At 70.8% G+C, this 24,114-nt stretch carries 21 protein-coding genes and 1 riboswitch; of the genes, 9 read left to right on the top strand and 12 right to left on the bottom strand.

All coding sequences use genetic code 11. The features are described from left to right. Positions 1 to 2 precede the first annotated feature (2 nt). Complete coding sequence (locus KY661_RS10015; RefSeq protein ID WP_225409990.1) at positions 3 to 1,103, bottom strand: MJ1255/VC2487 family glycosyltransferase; 1,101 nt, start codon at positions 1,101 to 1,103, stop codon at positions 3 to 5. Positions 1,104 to 1,162: 59 nt separating this feature from the next. On the opposite strand from KY661_RS10015, the gene KY661_RS10010 reads away from it, so the two are divergent. The 5 genes from KY661_RS10010 (at position 1,163) to KY661_RS09990 (ending at position 5,351) form a co-directional block, all read left to right on the top strand. After that, the gene (locus KY661_RS10010) at positions 1,163 to 1,471 is read left to right on the top strand and encodes a hypothetical protein (protein WP_075004527.1); all 309 of its coding nucleotides are present in this window, start codon (positions 1,163 to 1,165) and stop codon (positions 1,469 to 1,471) included. Between the two features lie 82 nt (positions 1,472 to 1,553). Next, the gene (locus KY661_RS10005) at positions 1,554 to 2,447 is read left to right on the top strand and encodes a LysR family transcriptional regulator (protein ID WP_225409989.1); all 894 of its coding nucleotides are present in this window, start codon (positions 1,554 to 1,556) and stop codon (positions 2,445 to 2,447) included. A 57-nt stretch (positions 2,448 to 2,504) separates the two neighbouring features. Next, positions 2,505 to 2,723, top strand: a riboswitch (cobalamin riboswitch). Positions 2,724 to 2,863: 140 nt separating this feature from the next. Next, on the top strand, positions 2,864 to 4,153 hold the full coding sequence (locus KY661_RS10000; protein ID WP_225409988.1) for a hypothetical protein: 1,290 nt from the start codon (positions 2,864 to 2,866) through the stop codon (positions 4,151 to 4,153). After that, entirely contained in the window at positions 4,150 to 4,860 is a 711-nt protein-coding gene (locus KY661_RS09995) for a cell surface protein (RefSeq protein ID WP_225409987.1), read from the top strand. The genes KY661_RS10000 and KY661_RS09995 overlap by 4 nt, the downstream gene beginning before the upstream one ends. Before the next feature lie 20 nt (positions 4,861 to 4,880). Continuing rightward, positions 4,881 to 5,351 (top strand): QcrA and Rieske domain-containing protein, encoded by a 471-nt coding sequence (locus tag KY661_RS09990; RefSeq protein WP_225409986.1) that lies wholly within the window; start codon positions 4,881 to 4,883, stop codon positions 5,349 to 5,351. A 1-nt stretch (position 5,352) separates the two neighbouring features. Here the strand turns inward: KY661_RS09990 and rsmB are convergent, their stop codons facing one another. From rsmB to KY661_RS09970, 4 genes are read right to left on the bottom strand one after another with little or no spacing between them, the layout of a single operon-like run. Continuing rightward, complete coding sequence (gene rsmB, locus KY661_RS09985; protein WP_225409985.1) at positions 5,353 to 6,669, bottom strand: 16S rRNA (cytosine(967)-C(5))-methyltransferase RsmB; 1,317 nt, start codon at positions 6,667 to 6,669, stop codon at positions 5,353 to 5,355. Beyond that, a complete protein-coding gene (locus tag KY661_RS09980) occupies positions 6,666 to 7,439 on the bottom strand; it encodes a type II 3-dehydroquinate dehydratase (RefSeq protein ID WP_225409984.1) in 774 nt (257 codons plus the stop codon). Before KY661_RS09980 ends, rsmB begins: the two co-directional genes overlap by 4 nt. 32 nt (positions 7,440 to 7,471) lie before the next feature. Then, entirely contained in the window at positions 7,472 to 8,425 is a 954-nt protein-coding gene (fmt, locus tag KY661_RS09975; RefSeq protein ID WP_075004521.1) for a methionyl-tRNA formyltransferase, read from the bottom strand. Between the two features lie 10 nt (positions 8,426 to 8,435). Then, complete coding sequence (locus tag KY661_RS09970; protein WP_225409983.1) at positions 8,436 to 9,038, bottom strand: signal protein; 603 nt, start codon at positions 9,036 to 9,038, stop codon at positions 8,436 to 8,438. Positions 9,039 to 9,137: 99 nt separating this feature from the next. Between KY661_RS09970 and KY661_RS09965 the strand changes: the two genes are divergently transcribed. Next, positions 9,138 to 10,730, top strand: coding sequence for a HEAT repeat domain-containing protein (locus KY661_RS09965; protein ID WP_225409982.1), 1,593 nt, complete (start codon positions 9,138 to 9,140; stop codon positions 10,728 to 10,730). Positions 10,731 to 10,863: 133 nt separating this feature from the next. After that, positions 10,864 to 11,199 carry a hypothetical protein gene (locus tag KY661_RS09960; protein WP_225409981.1) on the top strand — a complete coding sequence of 112 codons (336 nt, stop codon included), beginning with the start codon at positions 10,864 to 10,866 and terminating at the stop codon, positions 11,197 to 11,199. Between the two features lie 47 nt (positions 11,200 to 11,246). On the opposite strand, the gene KY661_RS09955 is transcribed toward KY661_RS09960, so the two are convergent. The 3 genes from KY661_RS09955 to KY661_RS09945 all read right to left on the bottom strand — a co-directional run bounded on the left by KY661_RS09955 (position 11,247) and on the right by KY661_RS09945 (position 14,803). Beyond that, positions 11,247 to 11,636 (bottom strand): DUF779 domain-containing protein, encoded by a 390-nt coding sequence (locus KY661_RS09955; RefSeq protein ID WP_225409980.1) that lies wholly within the window; start codon positions 11,634 to 11,636, stop codon positions 11,247 to 11,249. A gap of 23 nt (positions 11,637 to 11,659) precedes the next feature. Continuing rightward, positions 11,660 to 13,186, bottom strand: a complete 1,527-nt coding sequence (gene exaC / locus KY661_RS09950; protein ID WP_225409979.1) for an acetaldehyde dehydrogenase ExaC — start codon at positions 13,184 to 13,186, stop codon at positions 11,660 to 11,662. 180 nt (positions 13,187 to 13,366) lie between these two features. Next, positions 13,367 to 14,803, bottom strand: coding sequence for a TerB family tellurite resistance protein (locus KY661_RS09945; RefSeq protein WP_225409978.1), 1,437 nt, complete (start codon positions 14,801 to 14,803; stop codon positions 13,367 to 13,369). A 169-nt stretch (positions 14,804 to 14,972) separates the two neighbouring features. Here KY661_RS09945 and KY661_RS09940 point away from each other — a divergent pair, with 169 nt between their 5' ends. Together KY661_RS09940 and KY661_RS09935 are read left to right on the top strand one after the other, a co-directional pair. Further along, positions 14,973 to 16,814, top strand: coding sequence for an HSP90 family protein (locus KY661_RS09940; RefSeq protein ID WP_225409977.1), 1,842 nt, complete (start codon positions 14,973 to 14,975; stop codon positions 16,812 to 16,814). Then, positions 16,811 to 17,938 carry a hypothetical protein gene (locus KY661_RS09935; protein ID WP_225409976.1) on the top strand — a complete coding sequence of 376 codons (1,128 nt, stop codon included), beginning with the start codon at positions 16,811 to 16,813 and terminating at the stop codon, positions 17,936 to 17,938. The genes KY661_RS09940 and KY661_RS09935 overlap by 4 nt, the downstream gene beginning before the upstream one ends. 3 nt (positions 17,939 to 17,941) lie before the next feature. On the opposite strand, the gene KY661_RS09930 is transcribed toward KY661_RS09935, so the two are convergent. The 4 genes from KY661_RS09930 to KY661_RS09915 form a co-directional block, all read right to left on the bottom strand. After that, the gene (locus tag KY661_RS09930) at positions 17,942 to 19,906 is read right to left on the bottom strand and encodes a PAS domain-containing protein (RefSeq protein WP_225409975.1); all 1,965 of its coding nucleotides are present in this window, start codon (positions 19,904 to 19,906) and stop codon (positions 17,942 to 17,944) included. 270 nt (positions 19,907 to 20,176) lie between these two features. Next, positions 20,177 to 21,196 carry a hypothetical protein gene (locus tag KY661_RS09925; protein ID WP_225409974.1) on the bottom strand — a complete coding sequence of 340 codons (1,020 nt, stop codon included), beginning with the start codon at positions 21,194 to 21,196 and terminating at the stop codon, positions 20,177 to 20,179. Between the two features lie 13 nt (positions 21,197 to 21,209). Further along, positions 21,210 to 23,537, bottom strand: coding sequence for a Tex family protein (locus tag KY661_RS09920; RefSeq protein ID WP_225409973.1), 2,328 nt, complete (start codon positions 23,535 to 23,537; stop codon positions 21,210 to 21,212). Positions 23,538 to 23,552: 15 nt separating this feature from the next. Further along, positions 23,553 to 24,113, bottom strand: a complete 561-nt coding sequence (locus tag KY661_RS09915) for a GNAT family N-acetyltransferase (protein ID WP_225409972.1) — start codon at positions 24,111 to 24,113, stop codon at positions 23,553 to 23,555. Position 24,114: the final 1 nt, after the last annotated feature.

The raw sequence follows: 24,114 nt of genomic DNA, 5'->3' as shown, positions 1-24,114 counted from the left end.
GCTCAGTCCTGCTCGGCCATCTCGGCCCGCCAGTGCCCCCGGTAGGCGTAGGCCCGTTCGAGCTGCTCGCGCAGGGCGGCCAGCATCTTCGTGTTGCCCTCCTGCGCGTAGCCCTTCAGCGCCTCCTGGCAGCGGGGCACGCGCGCGAGGAACTCCCGCAGCGTGTCCGCCGTGAGGTGCCGGGCATGCATCCCGTAGCCCAGCCGCTCCAGGTAGAGCCCGTTGATGATCTGCTCGAACTGGCCCTCCACGGGAATCGAGAGCACGGGCTTGTGCAGGTAGACCGCCTCGCTCATCAGCGTGTAGCCCCCGCCGGCCACCACCGCGCGCGCGGTGCGCAGGTCATCGATGAAGCCCTGCTCGCTGAAGGGCCGGTAGGTGAGGTTGCCCTCCACCTCATCCCCGGTGATGTGGCGGCGCACGCCGTAGATGCGGCAGGGCATGCCGCTCTGCTGGAGAATCATGGGCAGCTGCGTGTTGGTGGTGGCCGTCTGGTACACCAGCAGGTGCTCGCCGGGCTCGGACTTCGCCTCCAGGATTTCCGGGCGCAGGATGGACGGGGCCAGCGTGGTGCGCTCCTTGCGCACCGGCGGATAGAAGAACGTGGTGACGAGGTAGTGGAACGCCCCCGGCAGCTTGCCCTTGACGATGGCCCGCGTGGCCTCGAAGGAATCCTCGTACCCCGCCAGGAGCCCCGCCTCGTGGCTGCACCGGTTGATGATCTGCATGTTGTCCACGCTGATGACCGGCAGCCGGTGCGCCTTGGCGAACAGGTAGCTGAACGTCTCGAAGTCGCTGATGACCACCTCCGGCCGGAACTGCTCCACCAGCTCGAAGTACCGCCGGATGTTGCCCGGCAGGCCGGCCACCGCGCCCTGGAGGTTCTGGAGCACCGTCTGCCACTTCTTCACCGAGTTGCCCTCGTAGGCCAGGGTGAGCCCCCAGATGCCGTGCACGTTCTGGAAGCTCCGGGCCAGGTACTGCTGGGCGCGGCCCGACACGACGATGTGGACCTCGTGCTCCCGGGTGAGCGCCTCGAGCAGTACCCGGGAGCGCGTCGCGTGGCCCATGCCCTCGCCCACCACTCCATAGAGGATCCTCATGCCCGCGCAGCATAGGCGGGAAGAGGCGCTCACGCCCGCACCGTTGTAGCTTCAGCATCATGACCGCCGCCTCCAACAGCCCTGGCCGCTCCACCCTGTCCGGACTCACGCGAGCCGCTGTCTTCGGGCTGTGCGCGGGAATGCTCAGCGGCGGCATCCTGTTGCTCTTCTTCGGCCTGCGCGGCCTCTTCGGACGGCAGGACTGCGTGGGGCTCAGCAAGCTGGAGTGTGAGGTCATTCTCGACGCGGCCACACACATCGGCCGCGTCCAAACCCTTTGCGGTGGTGCGCTGATGGCGCTGGGCCTGTGTGTCATTGTCCTGACGCGCCCCTACCTCTCCCCTCCTCCGCCTCCCCCGCAGCCTTGAGACGCTCTGAGCCCCAAGGGTATGTAAGGACAGCTAATTACCTCTGGCTTTACCCCTCTCCACCGGTGTAGGAGCCCCCCCAATGCAGCTCGAAAGCCTGAAGATGTTCTGTGATGTCGTGGAGACGGGCTCCTTCTCTCGCGCGGCGCAGCTGAACCACGTGACGCAGTCGGCGGTCAGCCAGCAGATTCGCGCGCTGGAGAACCGGTACGAGCAGAAGCTGCTGTCGCGCAGCGCACGCCAGGTCACCCCCACGCCCGCCGGCGAGCGGCTGTTCCGCGGCTGCAAGGAAATCCTGGCGCGCTTCGCGGAGGTGGAGCAGGAGATCCGCGAGCAGGCCGCCGAGGTGCAGGGCACCACCACCGTCTCCACCATCTACTCGGTGGGGCTGCACGAGCTGCAGAGCGTGCAGAAGCAGCTGCTCAAGACGCACCCCAAGGTGAACATGCGCCTGAACTACCGGCGCAATGATCAGGTCTACGACGACGTCATCCTCGGGGCGGCGGAGATTGGGATTGTCGCCTACCCGCAGCCGCGCGCCGGCGTGGACATCCTGCCGTTCCGCGACGACAAGCTGGCGGTGGTGTGCGCGCCCAGCCACCCGTTCTCCAGCAAGGCCAAGGTGAGCCTCACCGCGCTGTCGGGCGTGCCCTTCATCGCCTTCGACCGCGAGGCCCCCACGCGCAAGGCGCTGGACCGGCTCTTCCGCGAGAAGAACCTGGACCTCAACCCCGTGATGGAAATGGACAACGTCGAGACCATCAAGCGCGCGGTGGAGATGGGGCTCGGGGTGGCCATCCTCCCGCTGTCCACGTGCCAGGCCGAGGTGCAGGCCAACTCGCTGGTGGTGAAGCCGTTCGCCGAGGGCACCGTCTCGCGCCCCATCGGCCTGCTCATCCGCAAGGGCAAGTACCTGGACCGGGCCTCCGCCGCGGTGCTCGACGCCTTCAAGCTGGCCGCGGCCAGCGAGGAGTAGCCCTCCCACCCCGGGCGCGCCGGGGTTGCCGTTTGACAAACGCCTGCATGCCGCCATATCCCCCGGGTTGTCCTCGGCGCCCCCATGACGTCATGGAGGCTCAAGGGAACCCGGTGTGAGTCCGGGACTGCCCCGCAGCGGTGAACAGGAACGAGCGCTGTCCACGCAAGCACTGGCCCCATCCGAGGCCGGGAAGCGACAGCCAGTAGGAGGAGGTCTCCCCGCGAGCCCTCCGCGCCTGTGAGTCCGAAGACCTGCCCAGGATCCGTGCCGCCCAGCGGCACGGCCATCACCGGAACCTCCGAGGGGAGGTGACGGAGGCATGCTCCGGACCGTTCCGGGGGCCTCCGCGCACGCGCCTCGAAGGTCATTCGCCCGGAGGGGGCGGAGGAGCGGAGCGCCAAATGTGGAACGCGATGAGACTCGGTAAGACGTGGACGCGGTGGATGCCCGTCCTGGGCACCCTCGTGCTCGTGGGCCTGGGCACCGGCTGCGGCTCGGAGTGCACCAATTCCTTTGACTGCCAGGAGGACGCCGAGCAGCGGGATCCGGCCAATCCCCGGGTCTGTCAGGAGGAGAAGTGCGTTCCCCTGTATCCCAATGGCCCGCCCACGAGCCCGGGCCCGGGCGACGCGGGGACAGGGGACGGGGGAACGGACGGCGGGGACAATCCCACGCCTCCGGGCGATGGCGGCACGGGCGATGGCGGCACGGACGGCGGCGGAGGCCCTTGCGATGTGCCTCACGACGCGAAGCTTGGCACGCTCCAGCTTCAGGCGGGCTTCTCTGCCTCGGAAAACTCGGCCCTGCCCGTGGGCATCATCGCCGTCACGGCCGTGGGCCCGGGGCCCGTGTACACCGTCTATGGGCTGAGCGGCGCGGACAACCAGGTGTATCCGCTGGGCACATGGCCCTCGCTGCAGACCGGTGGCGAGGCCCTGTTCTCGATCATCGAGCCCTCGGACCGTGGCAACACGGTCTACCCCAGTGGCTACCTGGTGAATGACGGCTCGCGGCTGCTCAGCGGCTACACCAAGTCCGGCGCCAATTTCCCGGGCTACGTCTCGCTCTACCAGAACCAGACTCCCGCCAGCCCGCGGTACCTCTCCGCACCCGGTAACTTCACGGCCGCTTCGATCCAGGACACCTTCTTCATCAACGGCCTGGGGCTGGGCAGCAACCCGCCGGAGGCAGGCATCTACGCCCTCCAGGCACAGACGGATCCGCCCACGATCTCGCTGCTCGCCCGGTTTGATCCCGCCTGGGAGGCCTCCAGCGGGCACACGGCGGTGACCGCCGAGGGCGTGGCCGTGCTGGGCTACTTCGATGGCCTGAGCTTCGCCAACCGCCTGCGGGCCGCGGCGCCGTCACTCTACCAGCCGGCGCTCAGCAGCAAGACGCCCTTCAACCTCTCGGACGCCCCCGAGCTGACGCTGCCCAGCGACTTCTTCACCGTGGCGGCTTTCGGCAACGGCGTGGCGCTGCTGCTCGGAGACAGCTCCAGTTGGCCGCCCGCGTACACGGACGTGTCTCGCGTGGCGCTGGCGCTCAGCGAGGGCTCCGTCACCCCGGGCCCTGCCACCCCCGTGCTGAAGTTCACCGACAGCTGCACGCAGGTCCTGTCGCTCACGGAGCTGGGCAGCAGCCTGCTCGTGGGCGTGTCCGACAAGAATGGAGAGCGGCTCGTCCGCATTGACCAGCCATGAACCTCCTCCGGTTTCCAGCAGGGTTGTCTGGCGTGGGGCTGGCCACGCTCATGAGCCTGACCGCCTGTGGCGGGGACGATGCCTCCGGTGAGCCGGGGCCCGGGGACGACGAGCAGCGGGACGCGGGCCCCCCTCCGGCGGCGGCCTCCAACCCCTTCGCGGACCGTGTCGTTTCATTCCAACCCGGGGCCTCCGCGGGCTTTGGCCAGGACCTGTTCCCGGGCGTCGTGCTCGGGCCGCCCCGGGGCGAGGGCAGCAGCGCCGGCTCACTGGATGTGCTCAGCCTGGGCCAGCAGGGCGTCATCGTCCTGGAGTTCACCGACATCGCCGTGGTGGACGGTCCCGGCGTGGACCTGATCGTCTTCGAGAACGCCTTCGCGCGCTTTCCCGAGACGGGCGTGGTGGCGGTGAGCGACGACGGCGTCACGTGGAGCGAGTTCCCCTGCGACGCCACGAACCGGCCGGAGGGCTTCCCCGGGTGCGCGGGCGTCAAGCCCGTGTTCTCCCACCCCGACAACGGCATCAGCCCCACGGACCCCACCGTGGCCGGCGGCGATGGGTTCGACCTGGCCACGCTCGGCGTCTCGCGGGCGCGCTTCGTGCGCATCCGCGACAGCGGCGCCAACGGCTACAGCGGCACCTCCGGCGGGTTTGATCTCGACGCCGTCGCCGTCGTCAACGGCGTGAGCCTGGGGTCCACCCCGTGAGTCCAGCGGGGGCCCCTCGCATGGGCCGCCGCACCGCGCTCGGCACCCTGCTGCGAGGCACCTGTGCCCTCGCCGCGGCCTGTGCCGGGTGCGGAGGCACGGAGCCCCCGCCCGCCCCTCCTTCCGAGGAGGAGAACCCCTGCGGCGTGACGCCGGGCCGCCCCGAGGAAGGCTGGGTGGAGGTTCCGCTGTCCGGGCACCCCACCCTGCTTGAGCCGGGGGGCTTCTCTGCGGTGCGCCTCCCCGAGGCCCTGCTGGATGTCTGGGTGATTCACACCGCCCCGGGTTGCTACACGGCGGTGTGGAGCATCTGCACCCACGGCGCCTGCGGCGTGGCCTACCTGCCCCACGAGAAGCTCCTGGAGTGCCCCTGCCACGGCTCGCGCTTCGGCGAGGACGGCCAGGTGCTCCAGGGCCCCGCCACCCGCCCGCTCGCGGTGTTCCGCGCCGCGCGCGTGGGGGGCTCGCTGTGGATCCACCGGCCCCGGTAGCTCAGTACAGCTTGCGCAGGCGGGCAGCGAAGAAGCCGTCCCACCCTTCCGGCCCCGGCAGCGTGCGCAGCCAGGCCTGGCTCATGGGCAGCTTCGCGCCCGGCAGCACCGGCGGCTCCGCCGTCCACTCGGGGTGGCTGCGCAGGAACATGTCCACCTGGTCCTGGCCCTCCTGCGGCTCAGGGGTGCACACGGCATAAACGAGCAGCCCGCCCGGGGGCACCACCTCCTGGCAGTTCTCCAGGATGCGGCGCTGGAGCGAGGCGAGCCGTCCCAGGTCCGCCTCCTCCCGCCGGTAGCGCAGCTCCGGGTGGCGCCGCAGCGTGCCCAGCCCGGAGCACGGCGCATCCACCAGCACCGCATGGAACTCGCCCAGCTCCCCGGCGTAGGGCTTGGTGGCATCGTGCGCCACCGCGCGCAGCCGGCTCATCACCCCCAGCCGCTTCGCCTCCGAGACAATCTTCGGCAGCTTGTTGGCGTGCAGGTCCATGGCCACCACCTCGTGCGACTCGGCCAGGTGGCACGCCTTGCCGCCGGGCGCCGCGCACGCATCCATCGTGCGCGCCGTCTCCGGAATGGCGGCGTACAGGCCCACGAGCTGGGCGGCCTCGTCCTGCACCTGCCAGAGCCCCTCGGAGTAGCCGTACACGTCCTCCAGCCGCCCCACCGGCGGCAGGATGATGCCCACCGGGGACACCGGCGTGGGCTGTACCTCCAGCCCCACCTCGCGCAACTGGGTGAGCAATTCGTCCCGCGTCACCTTCGCGCTGTTGGCGCGGATCACCACCGGGGGCGTCTGGTTGTCCGCCACCAGCATCGCCTCGGCCCGCTCGCGGCCAAACTGCCGCAGCCACCGCTCCACCAGCCACCGGGGGTGGCTCTCGCGGATGGAGAGGTACTCGGCCACGTCGCCCTCGGGCGGCAGCGGCGGCCCGGGCAGCGAGGCCAGCTTGCGCAGGATGGCGTTCACGAAGCCCGCGGCGCGCTCGACGCCCAGGTCCTTGAGCGCCTGCACCGTCTCGGCCACCGCCGCGCGCGGGGGCACGCGGGTGTGGAAGAGCTGGTAGGCGCCAATGCGCAGGGCGGCGAGCACCCGGTCCTCCATGGCGTCCAGCTTCCGGTCCGCGAAGCGGGTGATGGCGTAGTCGAGCGCGAGCTGCCGGCGCGTGGTGCCATAGGACAGCTCCGTGACGAGCGCGTTGTCGCGCGGGTCCTTCAGCGGCGTCTCGGACAGGGCGGTGTCGAGCACGACGTTGAGGTACGCGTCGGTGGCACGCACCCGCGACAGCACCTGGATGGCAAGGGTCCGGGCGCTCATCCTTCGAGCTGCGCCATGAGGTCCACGAGCTGCTCGTCCGTCAACCGGCTGGCGGGCATCGTGGAGAGGGTGAGGGTCTGCAGGCTGTCCTCCAGCATGTCTCGGTAACCACTTTCGGCGGGGGCTCCCCGCTGCACTTCCATCCACTGCACCCGTGCCCAGGCGGCCAGCTCCGCCGCGGACAGCTTGCCCGCGAGCCGCTCGGCGATCTTCTGGCGCACGAGCGTCCGGGAGAGCATCCCTTCGGCGGGCGCGGCCTTCACGCCCCGGCCCAGCGTCTTGCCCCCAGGCGCCGGGGGGACCTTGGGCTCCCGGGAGTTCTTGCGCCCCAGCGTCTTCATCTTCGCGAGCGCCGGGGCCTTGCCCTTCCCGCTGCCCGTGGTGCGCTGGGACTGGATGAAGCCGTCAATCGCCTGGAGGTAGGGGTCGGCGCCCTTGCCCGAGAACTGCTCCGTGCACACGTCCTTCAGCACGGACTGCTTGGCGCGCGCGGCCTCCAGGTGGACCTCGTAGACGGGCATGCTCAGCGCCTCCAGCGCATCCCGGAGCGGATAGGAGGCGAAGAGGCCCGCGGGGTTCACCACCACCCCGTCGATGCTCCGGCGCTCGGCCACGAGCGTGTCGATGAGCCCTCCCTCGTGGTTGGACTGGATGATTTTCAGCGCGAGGCCGTGGCTGGCGGCGCGCAGGCGCAGCACCCCATCGAGCCCCTCGAAGTCCTTCCGGAGGCTCAGGCTCGGCCCGTGCAGCACCAGGAGTGTCATGCTCATCCGCGTCTCTCCCTTCGTTCGTGGCCCACCGCTCAGCCCTTGGCCTCGGCCAGCGCCGAGAACGGTTGACTGCCGGGCGCCAGCTTGTGGCCCGCCAGGAACTCATGGGCGCTCATGACCCGGCGGCCCTCGGGCTGAACCTCCAGCAACACGAGCGAGCCCTCCCCGCAGGCCACCTCGATGCCCTCCGAGGACGCGGCGAGCACCGTGCCCGGGGCGCCCTGGCCCGCGCCCACCTTCGTCCGGTGGACCTTGAGCCGGGCGCCGTTCAGCCCCGTGTAGACGCCGGGCCAGGGGGTGAAGGCCCGGAGCCGGCGCTCCAGCTCCACCGCCGGCCGGGTGAAGTCCAGCTGCCCGTCTTCCTTCTGGATGAGGGGGGCCAGCACCACGCCCTCCGTGGGCTGGGGCACGGGCTTCAGCTCGCCGCTCAGGTACGCGGGCAGGAACTCGCGCAGCAGGCTGCCGCCAAGCTGCGAGAGCTTGTCGTGAAGCGTGGCGCTCGTGTCCTCCGGGCCGATGGGCAGCCGCTTCATCGCGAGCACGGGCCCCGTGTCCAGTCCCTCGTCCATGCACATGAGCGAGACGCCCGTCTCCGCGTCCCCGTGCGCGATGGACCACTGGATGGGCGCGGCGCCGCGGAAGCGCGGCAGCAGCGAGGCGTGCACGTTGACGCAGCCCCGGCGCGGCACCTCCAGCACGTCCTTGGGGAGAATCTTCCCGTAGGCCGTCACCACGCACACATCGGGCGCCAGCTCCCGCAGCACCTCGGAGAACGGCGGGGTGCGCAGCTTGGGCGGCTGGAGCACCGGCACGTTGCGCTCCTGTGCCAGCAGCTTCACCGGCGGCGCGGTGAGCGCGTTGCCGCGCCCCTTGGGCTTGTCCGGCTGGGTGACGACGGCCACCACCTCGCCGAGCTCCAGGCAGGCGGCAAGCGAGGCCACGGCGAACTCCGGCGTGCCCATGAAGACGATGCGGGGACGGCTCATGGCGCGGGCCTCAGCGGGGGGGGAGGAGGGGGGTCCGGGTGCTGATGGGGTTGTCCACCGCCTGGCGCTTGCGCGAGTGGAGCTCCTCCAGCACCTGCAGCGCGGCGCGGGCCTCCTCGGTGGAGGCCAGCGGCTGGAAGGCGCTCAGGGCGGTGGCGAGCGCATGGGCCTCCTCGGCCTCGCGGGCGCGGATGCGCTCCACCGCGTGGCTGAAGCGGTCGAAGAAGCGCTTCAGCTCGTCGTACCGGCGCAGCGGGCGAAGCCGCGGGTAGTGCCCCGCCGCCAGCGCCTCCACATAGAGGTTCATCACGTGCACGGGCCCGGCCACCCGGTGGGTGAACAGCAGGCCGAACAGGCCGAGCGCCGCCGCCGTGCCCACCACGCCCAGCACGGTGAGCCAGAGAATCGTCATCCCCGCGAACCCCTCCGACGAGGAGCCCGTCTCCACCGCCGAGGTGTGGGCCCACCAGGCCAGCACCCCGAACAGGGCCACGCTGCCGGCCCCCATGGTGGAGAGCATCGCGATGTACTTGAGCTGGAACTCGCGGTCGATGAGGTAGGTGCGGCGGCGCCAGTTGGGCTTCTGTGAGGCAATGACGGTTTCGGTGGACATGCCGTTAACCAGCGTACCCCATCCACCGGGGGGGGTTTGATCCGTTCTTTCGGACAGCGGTACGACGGAGGGTGCTGCCCGCCGTCCAGGAGGGATTCCATGCCCCGTCTCGCCGCCGCGCTGAGCCTTGCCGCCGCCCTCGCCCTCCTGCCGGGGTGCAAGGGGGACCCGAAAACCCCCGAGTACTGGGAGAAAAAGCTGGAAGGCGCCCGGAAAACGAGCGCCAAGGTCCAGGTGGTGGACACGCTGCGCACCTCGGGCAACCTCCAGGAGGGCTTCCTGCCCATGCTGCACGCGCGGCTGGCCGCCGAGACACGGCCCGAGGTGAAGGCCGCCCTGGCCCGGGTGCTCGGCGACCTGAAGCACCCCTCCTCGGTGGAGCCCCTGCAAGGGGCGCTGGCGGTGGATGCCTCGGACACCGACACGCACCTGGCCAACAAGGAGCTGGCCGCGGCGCTCGGCAAGCTGGGCCAGCCGAAGGCCGCCCCCGCGCTGACGAAGCTCCTGCGCTCCCGGGACAACTACACCCGCATCGAGGCCATCCAGGCCCTGGGCGCCCTGCGCGCCACCGAGGCCGTGGAGCCGCTGCTCCAGCTCGCCACGGATGAGGGCGCCGAGCCCTTCCTCAACAAGAAGGCCATCGAGGCGCTGGGCCACATCGGCGATGCCCGCGCCGTGCCCGCGCTGATGCGCATGCTGACCCAGGAGCGCCAGGGCGTCTCCTTCTATGTGGAGAGCTCCTTCGCCCTCTACCAGGTGGGCCCCCCGGCGGCCGATGCGCTGCTGGCCGCCCTGGAGGGCCGGGACGCGGAGCTGACGAAGTGGGCGGGCCAGCGGGGCGTCCACCCCGCCAGCTACGCCATGAAGGCCGCCCAGCTCCTGGGGGACTTCCGGGACCGCCGGGCCGAAGGGGCCCTGCTCAAGCAGCTCACCTTCACCAACACAGACCCGCGCATCCAGGCCCTCGTGCGGATGCAGGCGGCGGAGGCCCTGGGCCGCCTGCGCACCGCCGCGGCCACGCGCCCCCTCTCCGCGCTCGTCTCCGAGGAGGACCCCACCATCCGGGCCGCCTACGTCCGGGCGCTGACGCTGATTGGCGGGCGCGAGGCCCTGCCCGCCCTGGAGAAGGCCTCGGGCCAGGGCGATTGGTATGCCCGGGAGGCTGCGATGCGCGGCCTGGCGCTGCTGGGCGATGCGCGGGAGCAGCCCCTGTTCGCGAAGTGGGCGCAGGCGGAGGCCGCGCTCACCGCCCGCGAGTGCCAGGAGTACGGCGGCGAGGAGTGCGAGGACCCCGCGGCCCTCGCCCAGAAGCGGGCGGACACCCTCACCGGCTACGGCAAGGTCCTGGGGCAGGCCCAGGCGTGCGGCACGGACGGCGGCTGCTGGGCACAGCAGGTCTCCAGCCCGGATGCGCTCGTGGTGGAGCGGGCGGCCCTGGAGCTGGGGCGCGGCGGACAGGCGGCCCACGCCGAGGCCCTCGCCGGGCGCGTGGCCGGCAAGGACCTGGAGGCCCGCACCGCCCTGCTCCAGTCCCTGGACTGGCTGGTGGGAGACTCGAAGGAGGCGGCGGCCAAGGCGCGCCAGGCGCTGCCCAAGCTCCAGGCGCAGTTCGCCGAGGAGAAGGGCAACTCCCGCTACCTCAAGGTGAACGAGGACCTGCGCCGGCTCATCTTCCGGCTGGAACGGACCTGAGCCCTGGGGGCGGGCACGGCCACAAGCCCCTGTCTGCCTGCCTGCTTCCAAGCTCCCACCGGGCTGCCCGCCGCTGGACGGGAATGCCTACCTTGTCCCCCGGAACGGCTTCACGACCCGGGGGAGAGACACCATGGCAAGACAAGGTTGGAAGACGTGGGCGGCGATGAGCCTGATCGCGGCCACGGGGCTCGTCACGGGCTGCTCGGAGCAAGAGGCCCGCAGCAACGCCCGGCAAGTGGGAGAGGAAGTGGGCGAAGCGGCCCGCGGGGTGCGCGATGCCACCCGGGGCACCGTCGAGGGCTTCCAGGAAGGCGTGGGCGGCTCGGGCTCGGACGCCGAGATCGGTGACAAGGAAGGCGTCATCGACGATGGCGAGGGCCCCTTCGAACAACCGGCCAAGCCCGGCGAGGACAAGGGCATCCTGAACGACGGCGAGGGCCCGCTGGACGAGGCCAAGAACCGCTGACGGCCTGGGCACGAGGGGCTGGGTGAACCCCAGCCCCCCGCTCCGGCTCAGTGCTGCAACCCGCGCAGGGGAGGCCCTGCCTCCTGGAGGGCGCGGTACTCCACATCCTCGAACACGCGCGAGCGGATGAGGAAGCGCACGCCCTCGGGAGCTTCCACCGAGAAGCCGCTTCCCCGTCCCGGCACCACGTCCACCGTGAGGTGGGTGTGCTGCCAGTACTCGAACTGCGGACCCGAGATGTAGAACGGGGTGTCCACGATCGTCCCCAGGAACACATCCTGCTGGCCGATCTTGAAGTCCCCGCGGGGAAAGCACATCGGCGCGCTGCCATCACAGCAGCCCCCCGACTGGTGGAACATCAACGGCCCATGCTGCGCCTGCAGCAGGCGCAGCAACTTCTCGGCCGCTGGCGTCACCGTCACTCGCTCCACGCTCATGGTGCCTCCCTTCGGGCTGCCGTCTAGAAGAAGCCCATCGGCTTCGGGTCGTAGCTCACCAGCATGTTCTTCGTCTGCTGGTAGTGGCTGAGCATCATCTTGTGCGTCTCGCGGCCGATGCCCGACTGCTTGTACCCGCCGAACGCGGCGTGCGCCGGGTACAGGTGGTAGCAGTTCACCCACACGCGGCCTGCCTGGATGGCGCGGCCCATGCGATAGGCCGTGTTGGTGTCGCGTGTCCACACGCCGGCGCCCAGGCCGTAGAGCGAGTCGTTGGCGGTGGCGACAGCGTCCTCCATGTCCTTGAACTTCGCCACCGAGACCACCGGGCCGAAGATCTCCTCCTGGAAGACACGCATCCGGTTGGTGCCCTCGAAGATGGTGGGCTCCACGTAGTAGCCCTCCGCCAGCGCGCCCTGCATCGAGGCCCGGCCGCCGCCGGTGAGCACCTTGGCGCCCTCCTTCTTGCCGATGTCGATGTACGAGAGGATCTTCTCCAGCTGATCATTCGACGCCTGGGCGCCGAGCATCGTCCGGGTGTCCAGCGGGTTGCCCTGGACGATCTTCTTCGTGCGCTCCACCGCCTTCTGGACGAACGCCTCGTAGAAGCGCTCCTGCACGAGCGCGCGCGACGGGCAGGTGCACACTTCGCCCTGGTTGAGGGCGAACATGGCGAAGCCCTCGAGCGCCTTCTGCGCGAAGTCGTCGTCCTTGTCGAACACGTCCGCGAAGAAGATGTTGGGCGACTTGCCGCCCAGCTCCAGCGTCACCGGGATGAGGTTCTCGGAGGCGTACTGCATGATGAGCCGGCCCGTCGTCGTCTCCCCCGTGAAGGCGATCTTCGCGATGCGCTTGTTGCTCGCGAGCGGCTTGCCCGCCTCGATGCCAAAGCCGTTCACCACGTTGACGACGCCGGCGGGCAGCAGGTCGCCCACCAGCTCCATGAACTTGAGCAGGGTGACCGGCGTCTGCTCCGCGGGCTTGATGACCACGCAGTTGCCGGCCGCCAGCGCGGGCGCCAGCTTCCAGGCCGCCATGAGCAGCGGGAAGTTCCAGGGGATGATCTGCCCCACCACGCCCAGCGGCTCGTGGAACTGGTACGAGACGGTGTTCTCGTCCAGCTCGCCCATGGTGCCTTCCTGGGCGCGGATGCAGCCGGCGTAGTAGCGGAAGTGGTCGATGGCCAGCGGCAGGTCCGCCGCGAGCGTCTCGCGGATGGGCTTGCCGTTGTCCCACGTCTCGCCCACGGCGAGCATCTCCAGGTTGGCCTGCATGCGGTCGGCGATCTTGTTGAGCACCTCCGCGCGCTGGGTGACGGACGTCTTGCCCCAGGCGGTCTTCGCCTTGTGGGCCGCGTCCAGCGCCTTCTCGATGTCCTCGTGGTTGGAGCGGGCCACCTCGCAGAACGGCCGGCCCGTCACCGGCGAGATGTTCTCGAAGTACTGGCCCTTGGAGGGGGGAACGAACTCTCCGCCGATGTAATTGCCATAGCGGCTGGAGAACTGGATCTTGCTGCCCGGCTGTCCGGGGGCTTCATAGATCTTCGTCATCGCGGGACCTGGCTTTCGTGTGTTGGGGAAGCGCACGATACGAACAAACCGTGGGGGCCGGGCAAGCCGTGCGCGGGGCGATGCTAGAAACGCGCGCGCCCGGCCGTCGAACGAGGAAGCCCGCTCAGCGTTGGCCAGCGATCAGACGCAATGCGCCAGCGCCCTGCGTCATGACGCCGCTCAGCCGCAGCGCCGGCTCTGGGCAGGGGCCTCGAGCGGCGCCTCGTCCTGAGGCCCGGCCAGGGCCTGGGCGTGAGGTCCCGGAACCGGCGTGCCCTCGGGCCCCGGCTCCACCGGCCCCAGGGAGGTCGCCGACAGGGCCTGGAAGGCGCTGGGCAGCAGGTTGATGTGCAGCACCTTGGCCACGGCCAGCAGCAACAGCAGTCCGCCCGGGGCGGCGAAGATGGCCAGCGCCGGAATCACCTTGGCCACGTCGATGAGCTGCTCCCGCATCCGCCGGCGCTCGTCCGCCGTGAGCTTCTGCCCGCGCACCGCCTTGGCCAGCAGCACCGCCAGGTCCCCGGTCTCGCGCGCCTCCTGCATCAGCGCCTGGAAGTTCTTCTCCAGCACCGCCTGCGTCCGGAGGATGAAGTCCTCGCCCATCAGGCTCGCGGTGGCGGGGGCCGTGAACACGTCCACCACCGAGCGGTGGCTCGCGTAGAAGCCCACCGTCTCCAGCTCCAGCCGGTGCAGCTCCGCCTCGGGCACGCCCAGGCCCTCCGCCAGCTCCCGGATGAAGCGGCGCTCCCCCGGCGAGCGCTGCCCATCCACCAGCGAGGCCAGCAGCGCCTGCTCCAGCAGGAAGTGCCGCGTGTCCGGGCCCCGGACGCCCGCCACCCGGGCCCGCACGTCCAGCCGGTGCTCGAAGGACTTCTTCACCGCGCCGCGCAGCCCGGAGGCCACCGCCTCCGGCAGCATCAACCCCTCCACCTGCCGGAGGATGGCGCGGCGCGAGGCGTAGCTGGGCGTGTGGTCCGCGGCGGAGAGCCCCGCCAGCACCTGAACCAGCAGGGCCTTCTGGCGGGCCACGAGGCCGGTGCGCCGCTGCGCCGCCGCGCGCCGGAAGCGGCCCCGGGCGAAGTAGGCGATGGCCTGCCGTCCGAACAACTGCGCGTCCAGGTACAGCGCCCCGTTGTGGAGCACGAGCCCGTAGACGGGGTCTCCCGCCAGGGACAGGGCGCGCCGCGCCAGGGCGCTCTCCACCTTCCCGTGCAGGCGCCGGGGCACCTCGTGCTTCTGCCCGAGCTTCGCATCCAGGGCCTCGGCCACGTCCAGCTCCCCGGAGAACACGGCGAACAGCAGGAAGAGCTGCTCCTGGCGGGGGCCCGCGGGCGCGCCCGTCAGCGACGCGATGTCCAGCGCCATCCGCGCCAGCGTGCGCACCAGCGACAGGAACAGACGCGTCTCGGCGGAGGGCTCCGCCCCGGCCTCTGCCGGCCGGTCCTCGAGCACGGGCCCATGGAGCAGGCCGCTGACCCGGAGCGTCTGGCGCAGGTACGCCCGGGCCCGGGCGTGGCCAGAGCGGTCCCCCGGCGGAACCGGGGAAGGCGCGGGCGGATGTGCCGCCACCGCCTCCTCGATGATCGAGGAGAGCCAACCCGCCTTGCCGAAATCCATGACCGTTTTCACCCGAGGACGCGCAACGCCCCGCGTCAGCACGGGGAATACCCCACCTTCCGTCCCAATAACAACCTCGGCTCCCGGGGAATGCGGGGTAGCCAACCGGGCGCACCCGCCACCTTCCCGCCCCAGCCCGGGCAAGGGGTGCGCTACGCTCCGGCCGAGCGTGGACCATCGATTCCAAATCAACCTCCGCGGGGTCATCGACCTCCTGTCCCACCACCTCTACAGCTCGCCGGACGTCTACCTCCGGGAGCTGCTCCAGAACGCCACGGACGCCATCCGGGCCCGGCAGCACGCCGAGCCCGGCCATGAGGGCACCGTCCAGATCGAACTCATCGAGAAGCAGGACGGGGGCCCACCCACCCTGCTCTTCAGTGATGACGGAATCGGGCTGACGGAGGAGGAGATCCACCGCTTCCTGGCCACCATCGGGGAGAGCTCCAAGCGGGAGGTGCTCGCCGAGCGGCGGGGGGACTTCATCGGCCAGTTCGGCATTGGCCTGCTCTCCTGCTTCATGGTGTGCGACGAGGTGCTCGTGGTGACGCGCTCCGCCCGGGAGCCCTCCCCCACCATGGAGTGGCGGGGCCGTCATGACGGCACCTACACCGTGCGGCCCTCGGACCACCCGCTGGAGCGGCCGGGCACCCAGGTGTTCCTCGTGGCCCGGCCCGATGCGGCCGCGCTCTTCACCCCCCAGCGCGTCCGGGAGCTGGCGCTGCACTACGGCAGCCTCCTGCCCTTCCCCATTCATTTGACCGCCAACGGCCAGAGCGCGCGCATCAACCCGGAGGGCCCGCCCTGGCGCCGCGCCTACGCGAGCGCCTCGGAGCGGCGGGAGGCGCTGCTCGCCTATGGGCGCGAGGTGTTCGGGATGACCTTCATCGACTGCATCCCGCTGAAGTCCCCGGCGGGGGACGTGGAGGGGGTGGCCTTCGTGCTGCCCTTCAGCCCGCACTACAACGCCAAGCAGAAGCACCGCGTGTACCTCAAGCACATGCTGCTGTCCGAGAGCGCGGAGAACCTGCTGCCCGAGTGGGCCTTCTTCGTGAAGTGCGTGGTGAACGCCAACGGCTTGCGCCCCACCGCCAGCCGCGAGTCCTTCTACGAGAATGACACGCTCGCCCAGGCGCGCGAGGCCCTGGGCCAGGCCCTGCGGCGCTACCTGGTGGACCTGGCCCGCGAGGACCCGCGTGCGCTCCAGGGGCTCATCCAGCTGCACGCCCTCTCCATGAAGGCGCTCGCCCTGGATGACGATGACTTCTACCGGCTCATCATCGACTGGCTGCCCTTCGAGACTTCCCTGGGCGCCATGACGCTGGCGGACTACCGGAAGAACGCCACCCAGGTGCGTTACGTGCCCTCGCTGGACGAGTTCCGGCAGGTGTCGCGCGTGGCCGCCGCCCAGGGCCTGTGCGTGCTGAACGCCGCCTACGTGTACGACGCGGACCTGCTGGAGAAGCTGCCCCGCGTCTTCGCGGACATGCAGGTGGAGCGCTTCTCCGCCTCGGACCTGCCCCAGAGCTTCGACGAGCTGTCGCTGGACGAGCGGGAAACGGTCTTCTCCCTGCTCCGGCGGGCCGAGGAGGTGCTGCGGCCCTTCGGCTGCGGGGTCGTGGTGAAGAAGTTCCGCCCCCAGGAGGTGCCCACCCTCTACAGCTCGGACACGGGCAGCGCCTTCCGGCGGGACGCGGAGCGGACGCGCGAGGAGAGCGACGACCTGTACGCCTCCATGGTGGAGGGGGTGCTCTCGGGCGCCGCCTCCGGCAATGACGAGCCGCTGCTCACCTTCAACTTCCACAACCCCGTGGTGCGCAGGCTCGCGGCGGTGACGGACCCGAACCTGGTGAAACTGTCGGTGGAGATGCTGTACGTGCAGGCGCTGCTCCTGGGCCACCGGCCGCTGAACGCCCGGGAGATGGCGCTGCTCAACCAGGGCCTGCTGGGGCTCATCGCGGCGCGGCTGGAGGGCACCGAGCCGCCCCCCGGGCGGGGAGGCCTGCATTGACCGCCCCGGACTGGCGCACCCAGGTGGAGGAGCTCCAGGCGCGCGCGGCCCGCCAGCGCCCCGGCGAGGCCAAGGTGATGGCCCTGGAGGAAGCGGCGCGGATGGCCGAGGTCCACGGCGACCTGGCGCTGGCCTTCGAGGTGCGCGACGCGCTCATCGACGCGGCCACCTTCGGCGGGTACCCGGACAAGGCCCTGGTGGCCTTCGCCTGGTGCCGCGCCCAGCAGAAGAAGCACCCGGACCGCTTCGATGACGGCGTGCTCCTGTGGAAGCAGAAGTGGGTGGTGGGCCGCCTGGACGAGTTCCCCCACATCAGCCGCCAGAAGATTCAGGAGGCCCTGGTGGACATCGAGGACACCTACGCCCGGGCGAGCGCCGGCAAGCGGGCCGTGCTCAAGCTGCGCTACCAGACCGCGCGGGACATGGGCGATGTGGCCGAGGCGGAGGCCTACTGGGCCCAGTGGGTGGTGGCGCCCCGGGACCACCTGACCGACTGTCCCGCGTGCGAGCTCGACGACGAGATCGACTACCACATCGACCGGGGCGAGTACCGGCGGGCCTGGCAGAAGGCGGACCCCCTCCTCCAGGGCCACCAGGGCTGCGCGGAGGTTCCCCACCTCACCTACGGCAGCCTGCTCTACCCACTGTTCAAGCTGGGCGAGCGGGAGGAGGCGCTGCGCTTCCACCAGCTCGGCTATCCACTCATCCACCGCAACCGGGACTTCCTGGCCACGGTGGGCGAGCACCTGGAGTTCCTGGTGCTCACCGGCAACCTGGCACCCGCGCTGGCGATGTTCGAGCGGCACCTCGGCTGGGCGTTGGACCACTCCAGCCACCGCGACCGCTTCACCTTCTTCACCGCGGCGAGCTTCCTCTGGACCTGCCTCCAGGAGGAGGGCCGGGAGACGGTCAGCCTGCGCCTGCCCAAGGGCTTCGCGCTCCACCAGGCGCAGGGCACGTATGACACGCAGGCCGTGCTCGGCTGGGTGAAGGCCCAGGCCCAGGGGCTCGCGGCGCGCTTCGACGCGCGCAATGGCACCTCCCGCTTCCAGGCGCTGCTGGAGCGCACCGCCCAGCTCTCGAAGGAAGTGGCCCCCTGTCCCCTGCCCACCCGCGGGCGCTGAGCCTCAGTGCTGGGTGTCCCGGGAGAAGACCTCCTCGGAGGAGGGGGTGCTCTCGGCGAGCGGCGGGGTGTAGCGGGGCAGGCGCACCACGAAGGTCGTCCCGTTCGCCGGGGTGGAGTGCACCGAGATGCTCCCCCGGTGGGCCTCGATGATGTGCTTCACGATGAAGAGCCCCAGGCCGATGGAGCCCTGGGACTTGCCCTCCTTGGCCTTGCCCCGCTTGAGCGGCTGGAAGAGCCGGGGCAGCAGCTCCGCGGGAATGGGGTCCCCGTCGTTGTGGATGGAGATGACGACGAAGTCCCGCTCCCCGCGGGTCCGCACCCGCACCGGGCAATGGCCCGGGCTGTAGGCCAGCGCGTTGTTCACCAGGTTGGTGATGACCTGCGCCAGGCGGTCCGCGTCCCACTCCCCCTTGCCGTCCCCGCGCTGCTCCAGGATGAGCCGCCGGCTGGGATGGGCCAGCTGGATTTCATCGAGGATCTGCTGCGCGAAGGCGTGCAGCTCCAGCGGCTGGGGCTTGAGCGGAATGCCCCCGCTCAGGCGCGCCTGGGTGAAGTCCAGCAAGTCCCGCAGCATCCGGTTGGCGCGCCGGGCGCTGAAGAGAATGCGGTTGAGGACCTGCTGCTGGGCCGGATCCACCCCGTCGCGCTTGAGCAGCACGGTGGACGCCAGGGTGATGGCGTTGAGGGGGTTGCGCAAATCGTGGCTGACAATGCCGATGAGGTACTGCTCGAACTCCGCCCGGCGCCGCGCCCGCTCCTCCGCCACCCGGCGATGGGTGATGTCCTCCAGCGCGCCGACCATGCGCAGGGCCTTGCCCTGCTCGTCGCGCACGATGTAGCCCCGGTCCTCCAGGATGATGTACGTGCCATCCTTGTGCAGGAAGCGGTACTCGCACTCCCAGCGCTCCCCCTCCCCCTCGACGGCCTCCTGGAGGCTGCGGTGGACGGACGATTTGTCCTCGGGGTGCATGTGCTCGGACCACCACTCGAACGAGTGGTCCATCTCCTCCGGCAGGTAGCCCGTCAGGCGGTGGACGTTGTCGCTCCAGTGCAACTTCTGTCCGGCAACGTCCCAGTCCCAGACGGTGTCCCGGGTGGCCAGGGTCGCCAGCCGGTAGCGCATCTCGGTGCTCCGCAGCGCATCCTCGGTGTGCCGCCGCTCGGTGATGTCCAGCGACAGCCCCAGCACCTCGGTCACCTGGCCGTTGGGCCCGAACTGCGGCTGGAAGCGCATGTCGAACCACGCCTCGCCCAGCTTCACCTCCACCGAGACGCGCTCGCCCTTCAGGGCCCGCCGGACGGCCTCCAGCACCTCGGGCCGGTCCCCATACATCTCATAGAGGGACTGGCCCACGGCCTGGTCCGAGATGAGCCCCACCGCCGCCAGGCCACTGCCCCTCGACAGGGTGAAGATGCCCCTCGGATCGAAGCTCCAGAAGACGATGGGCAGCAGGTCCACCAGCTCGCGCAGGCTCCGGCGCGCCTCCTCCCGCTCGCGCAGGACGCGCTGGTCCATGCTCAGGCGCATCGCGTGGTCATGCGTCTGCGTGTACTGGCGCAGCGCTTCCGCCAGGGCCGCCTCCAGCGTGCCCGTCAGCACGCGCAGCGCCGCGAAGTCCGGCGGCTCCCGCGTCTCCTCCATGGCATCGAAGACCGTCTCGCGCAGCAGCTGGTGGCCACGCACCAGCTCCGCGATGCTCAGGCCCGACTGAAAGCAGTGGCGGCCATACCGCTGAATCGCGGAGATCGCCTCCAGCGAGGCATCCAGGGTCAACTGCCCCCGCCACCCCGTGAGCGTGGAAAGCCAGGCCTCGAAGAACTCCGGGAGCATGTCCAGGAAGCCCTTGGGCACGAGCAGCGGATCCAATCCCTCCCGGACCCGGTTCTTCCAGCGCTCGAGAATGTCCGCCTTGTGGTCCCCCATGAACATCGCGAGGGCCGTGCGCGCCACGGCATCCCGGTTCATGGATCCGCTCCTCTCGACAGCGAGGAGCCGGAATGAAACCGAGGCCTTGGTTGGACGGTTATTCTAATGCGGGAGCGACCCACTCGTCCTCCAGACCTCGCGTCTCCTGAGTATCAACATGGGTATGATGGCCAACCCATTCACTCAATGCCCCCCGCCCAGCACTTGGGTCTGATCTGAACTTGCCCGGCTCCATTTTGGAGCAGACAGACACCCGGGGGCAGCTTACGGCTGCAGTGTCCTTCAGTCCAACGAGGCCGCCGGGGCCGCTCAGTAGATGCGCAGCAGCCGGAGCCGCACCACGGTGGGCGGCTCCGGGGTTCCCTCGAAAGACCAGACACTGCGCACCTCGTCCATCGCGCTACCCACCCTGCGGGCCGGCAGCGGCAGGGCGGCCACGGCCTCGGGAACCCGTGCCAGCACGTATGCATCGAACGCCGCGTTCTGGGAGGACTTGAGCAGCCGGGCGAAGGACTCCTGGGACGCGCGGACCTGCCGCAGCTCGATGACAGCCCTCAGGGGCAGGCGGCTGTCAGGTGATTCCAGGTCCGTGCTGAAGATGGGCATCAACAGGGCCCGGCCAATCAGGCCCCCCGGCGTCAGCCCGAAGGGATCCCGCTTCACCGCCTGCGTGTTCGCCGAATAGCGCTCCACGACTTCGATGCGGTCGGCGGAGGGCGGCGGCACGGGGCGGTCCTCCACGAAGCCCGTCTCCTCCGGGGGAGGCGCGCGCGGCGCCGGAGCCCCCTCCTGGACGCGCCCGCCCACCCCCTGCGCCATCGCCTGCCGGAGCTGCGCGAAGTAGGCATCCACATGTCCATGGCGCACCTGGGAAGCCGCCTGGTCTCCGCGCAGCAGCGCGTCGACCCGCTCGGCGACCCGTGCCTGCTCGCCCTTCTCCTCGGGGGCGGGGACTGGGAGAGCAGGCACCGAAGGCACCAGGGTGGGCCGCCGGGGAACGTCCGAGGCGAGGGGAACCCCTGGTGAGGAGGGAACCGCCTCCCCGCTGGGCCCCTGTGGGGAAGCGGCGGCCGGCGGCGAGGGCAGCACCTGCCGCGGAGCTCCTCCGCGCCGCTGGGGCTGGGAGGAAACGATGGGCTCGGACGGGGCGGTGGCCGCGGGCCCGGCCGGAGGCGAAGGCGGAGGCGCCTCCTGAACCTCCATCCACAGCGGGGCCGGCGGGGCCCGGCCGGAGAGGGGCTTCCCGGGAGCCCACCACGCGAGTCCTCCCAGCACCAGGCCGTGCAGCCCCAGGGAGACCGCGAGGAAGGCCCAGGGCCGCCGGCTCATGGGCTCCCGTCCCTCAGCGCTTGAGGTTGCGGAAGGGGTTGTTGAACGGCTCGGGCCCCTTCTTCTCCGCCGGCGCGGGCCGGTCTCCGGAAGGCCGCCGGGGAGGCGCTTCCCGTCCTCCCGCCGGGGCCCGTCCCGGGCTCGCCGGTGGGCGGCTCGCGGCCTGGGGCGCGGAGGAGGCCGCGGCCCCGCCCTCCTGGGCCGCGCGCACGGAGAGCGCCAGCCGCTTGCGGGCCAGGTCCACCGAGAGGACCCTCACCGTGAGGCGGTCCCCCACCTTCACCACCTCCGACGGATCCTTCACGAAGCGCGTGGAGAGCTGGGACACGTGGACCAGGCCGTCCTGGTGCACGCCCACGTCCACGAACGCACCGAACGCGGTGACGTTGGTGACGACGCCCTGGAGCACCATCCCCTCCTTCACGTCCTCCAGCGTCTTCAGGTCATCCCGCAGGGCGAGCGCGGTGAAGTCGCCGCGAGGGTCCCGGCTGGGCTTCTCCAGCTCGGCGAGGATGTCCTGGAGCGTCAGCTCGCCCAGGTCCGCCCCCAGGTAGCGCTTCGGGTCGATCTTCTTCACCAGCGCCCCGTTGCCCACCAGCGCCCCCACCTCCACGCCCAGGTCCTTCGCCATGCGCTCCACCACCGGGTAGCGCTCGGGGTGGACGGCGCTCGAATCCAGCGGCTCCGGGCCGCGTACGCGCAGGAAGCCCGCCGCCTGCTCGAAGGTCTTCGGCCCCAGGCCGCTCACCTTGAGCAGCTCGCGCCGCGTGGAGAAGGTGCCCTTCTGGCTGCGGTGGGCCACCAGCTTCTTCGCCAGCGAGGGCCCCACCCCGGATACGTGCTCCAGCAACTGGGGGGACGCGGTGTTCACGTCCACGCCCACCGCGTTCACGCACGAGTCCACCACCTCGCCCAGCTTCTTCTTGAGCCAGCCCTGCTCCACGTCGTGCTGGTACTGGCCCACGCCGATGCTCTTCGGGTCAATCTTCACCAGCTCCGCCAGCGGGTCCTGCAACCTGCGCCCGATGGACACCGCCCCGCGCAGGGACACGTCCAGGTGGGGGAACTCCTCGCGGGCCACCTCCGAGGCGGAATACACCGAGGCGCCCTGCTCGCTCACGGACACCACGGGCACCTTCGTGCCGAGCTGCTGCTGCACCTCGCGCACGAAGCCCTCCGCCTCGCGGCTGCCGGTGCCGTTGCCCACGGCGATGAGCTCCGGGCGGTGCTTCTGCACCACCGCGGCGAACTGCCTGGCCGCGCGCGCGCGCTCGTCGGGCGAGCGCTCCGTGTAGAGCGTGGCCGTCTCCACCACCGTGCCCGTGTCATCCAGCATCACCAGCTTCACGCCGGTGCGCAGCCCCGGATCCAACGCCAGCACGGGCCGCGTGCCCGCCGGGGGCGCCAGCAGCAGGTGGCGCAGGTTCTCGCCGAACACGGCGATGGCCTGCCGGTCCGCGCGCTCCTTCAACTCCGCGCGCAGCTCGGACTCCAGCGAGGGCTCCAGGAGCCGCTCCCACGCATCCTCCGCCGCCGCGCGCAGCTCCCCCGCGAAGAGCGCCTGCGGCTTCGTCACCACGCGCGAGGTGAGCAGCCCCTTCACCTCATCCCCCGGGAAGGAGAGCTTCACCCGAAGCACCTCCTCGGCCTCGCCCCGGAACAGGGCCAGGATGCGGTGCGAGGGCGCCTGCGCGAGCGGCTCCTCGTGGGCGTAGTAGGCCTCGAACTTCGTCGTCTCCCCCTTCTTGGCGGGCACCACGCTGGAGCCCAGGCGCCCGCTCCGGGCGCACACCTCGCGCGCCGCCCGGCGCAGCCCCGCGTCCTCGGCCACGCGCTCGGCGCAGATGTCCCGCGCGCCCGCGAGCGCCGCGGCCCCGTCCGGCACGCCCTTCTCCGCGTTCACGAACGGCCGCACCTTCGCCTCGGCGTCCTCGCCGCGCCGGCCCTCCTGCTTCCAGAGCACGTCCGCCAGCGGCTCCAGGCCGCGCTCGCGGGCAATCGCCGCCCGGGTGCGCCGCTTGGGCTTGTAGGGCAGGTAGAGGTCCTCCAGCTCGGCGCGCGTCCGGGCCTTCTGCAGCGCCTGGGCAAGCTCCGGCGTCAGCTTCCCCTGGCCCTCGATGGTGCGCAGGATGGTCTCCCGGCGCGCATCGAACTCGGCCCGCTCGGCGGCGCGGTCCAGGATGGTTTGGATCTGCACCTCATCGAGGCCCCCGGTGGCCTCCTTGCGGTAGCGGGCGATGAAGGGCACGGTGGCCCCCTCGTCCTGAAGCGCGAGGGTCTTGTCCACCTGCTCGGGCTTGAGGCCCAGTTCCCGGGCCAACTCGGCGGCGTAGGCGTGCATGGCGCCGCCACCCTATCATCCCCCGAAGGGCTTCAAATTCCGCGCACTCCGCCCGGCCTCCCACTCGGGCCGCAGCAGGCCCCACACCTGCTGGTCCATCCGCTCGCCCTGGACGATGCAGTGGCCGCGCAGGAGCCCCTCCTGGCGGAAGCCCAGCTTGCGCGCCAGCCCCTGCGAGGCCCGGTTGGGCTCCGTCGTCGTGAGCCACACATGGTAGAGCGAGGGAATCGCGAAGAGCTTGTCCAAGAGGAGCGTCAGGGCCCGGGTGCCCAGCCCCAGGCCCAGCACCTCCTCGGCGAGCATGTACCCCACCTCCACGCGGCCGTGGTAGCGCGACAAGTCCCGCGCGGACACGGTGCCCACGATGCGGCCCTCCCACTCCACCATCCACCGGAAGCTCGTGGCGCGCAGGTCCATGACGTCGCTGCTCGCCTCCGTCAGCCGCCGCAACAAGGCCTCGCGCGGCGCCTCCTCCAGGGGGAGCAGGCGGCGCGAGGTGGGCCCCGCCCGGATGGCCAGCCAGACCTCGAGGTGCTCGGCCAGCGCGGGAACCAGGCGGACATCCGGTGTGCTCATA

This window comes from Allostigmatella hybrida (assembly GCF_020103775.1).
Classification (GTDB): Bacteria; Myxococcota; Myxococcia; order Myxococcales; family Myxococcaceae; genus Hyalangium; species Hyalangium aurantiaca.
Note: the sequence above shows the minus strand (reverse complement) of the source record. Positions and strands in the feature narration are given on the sequence as shown.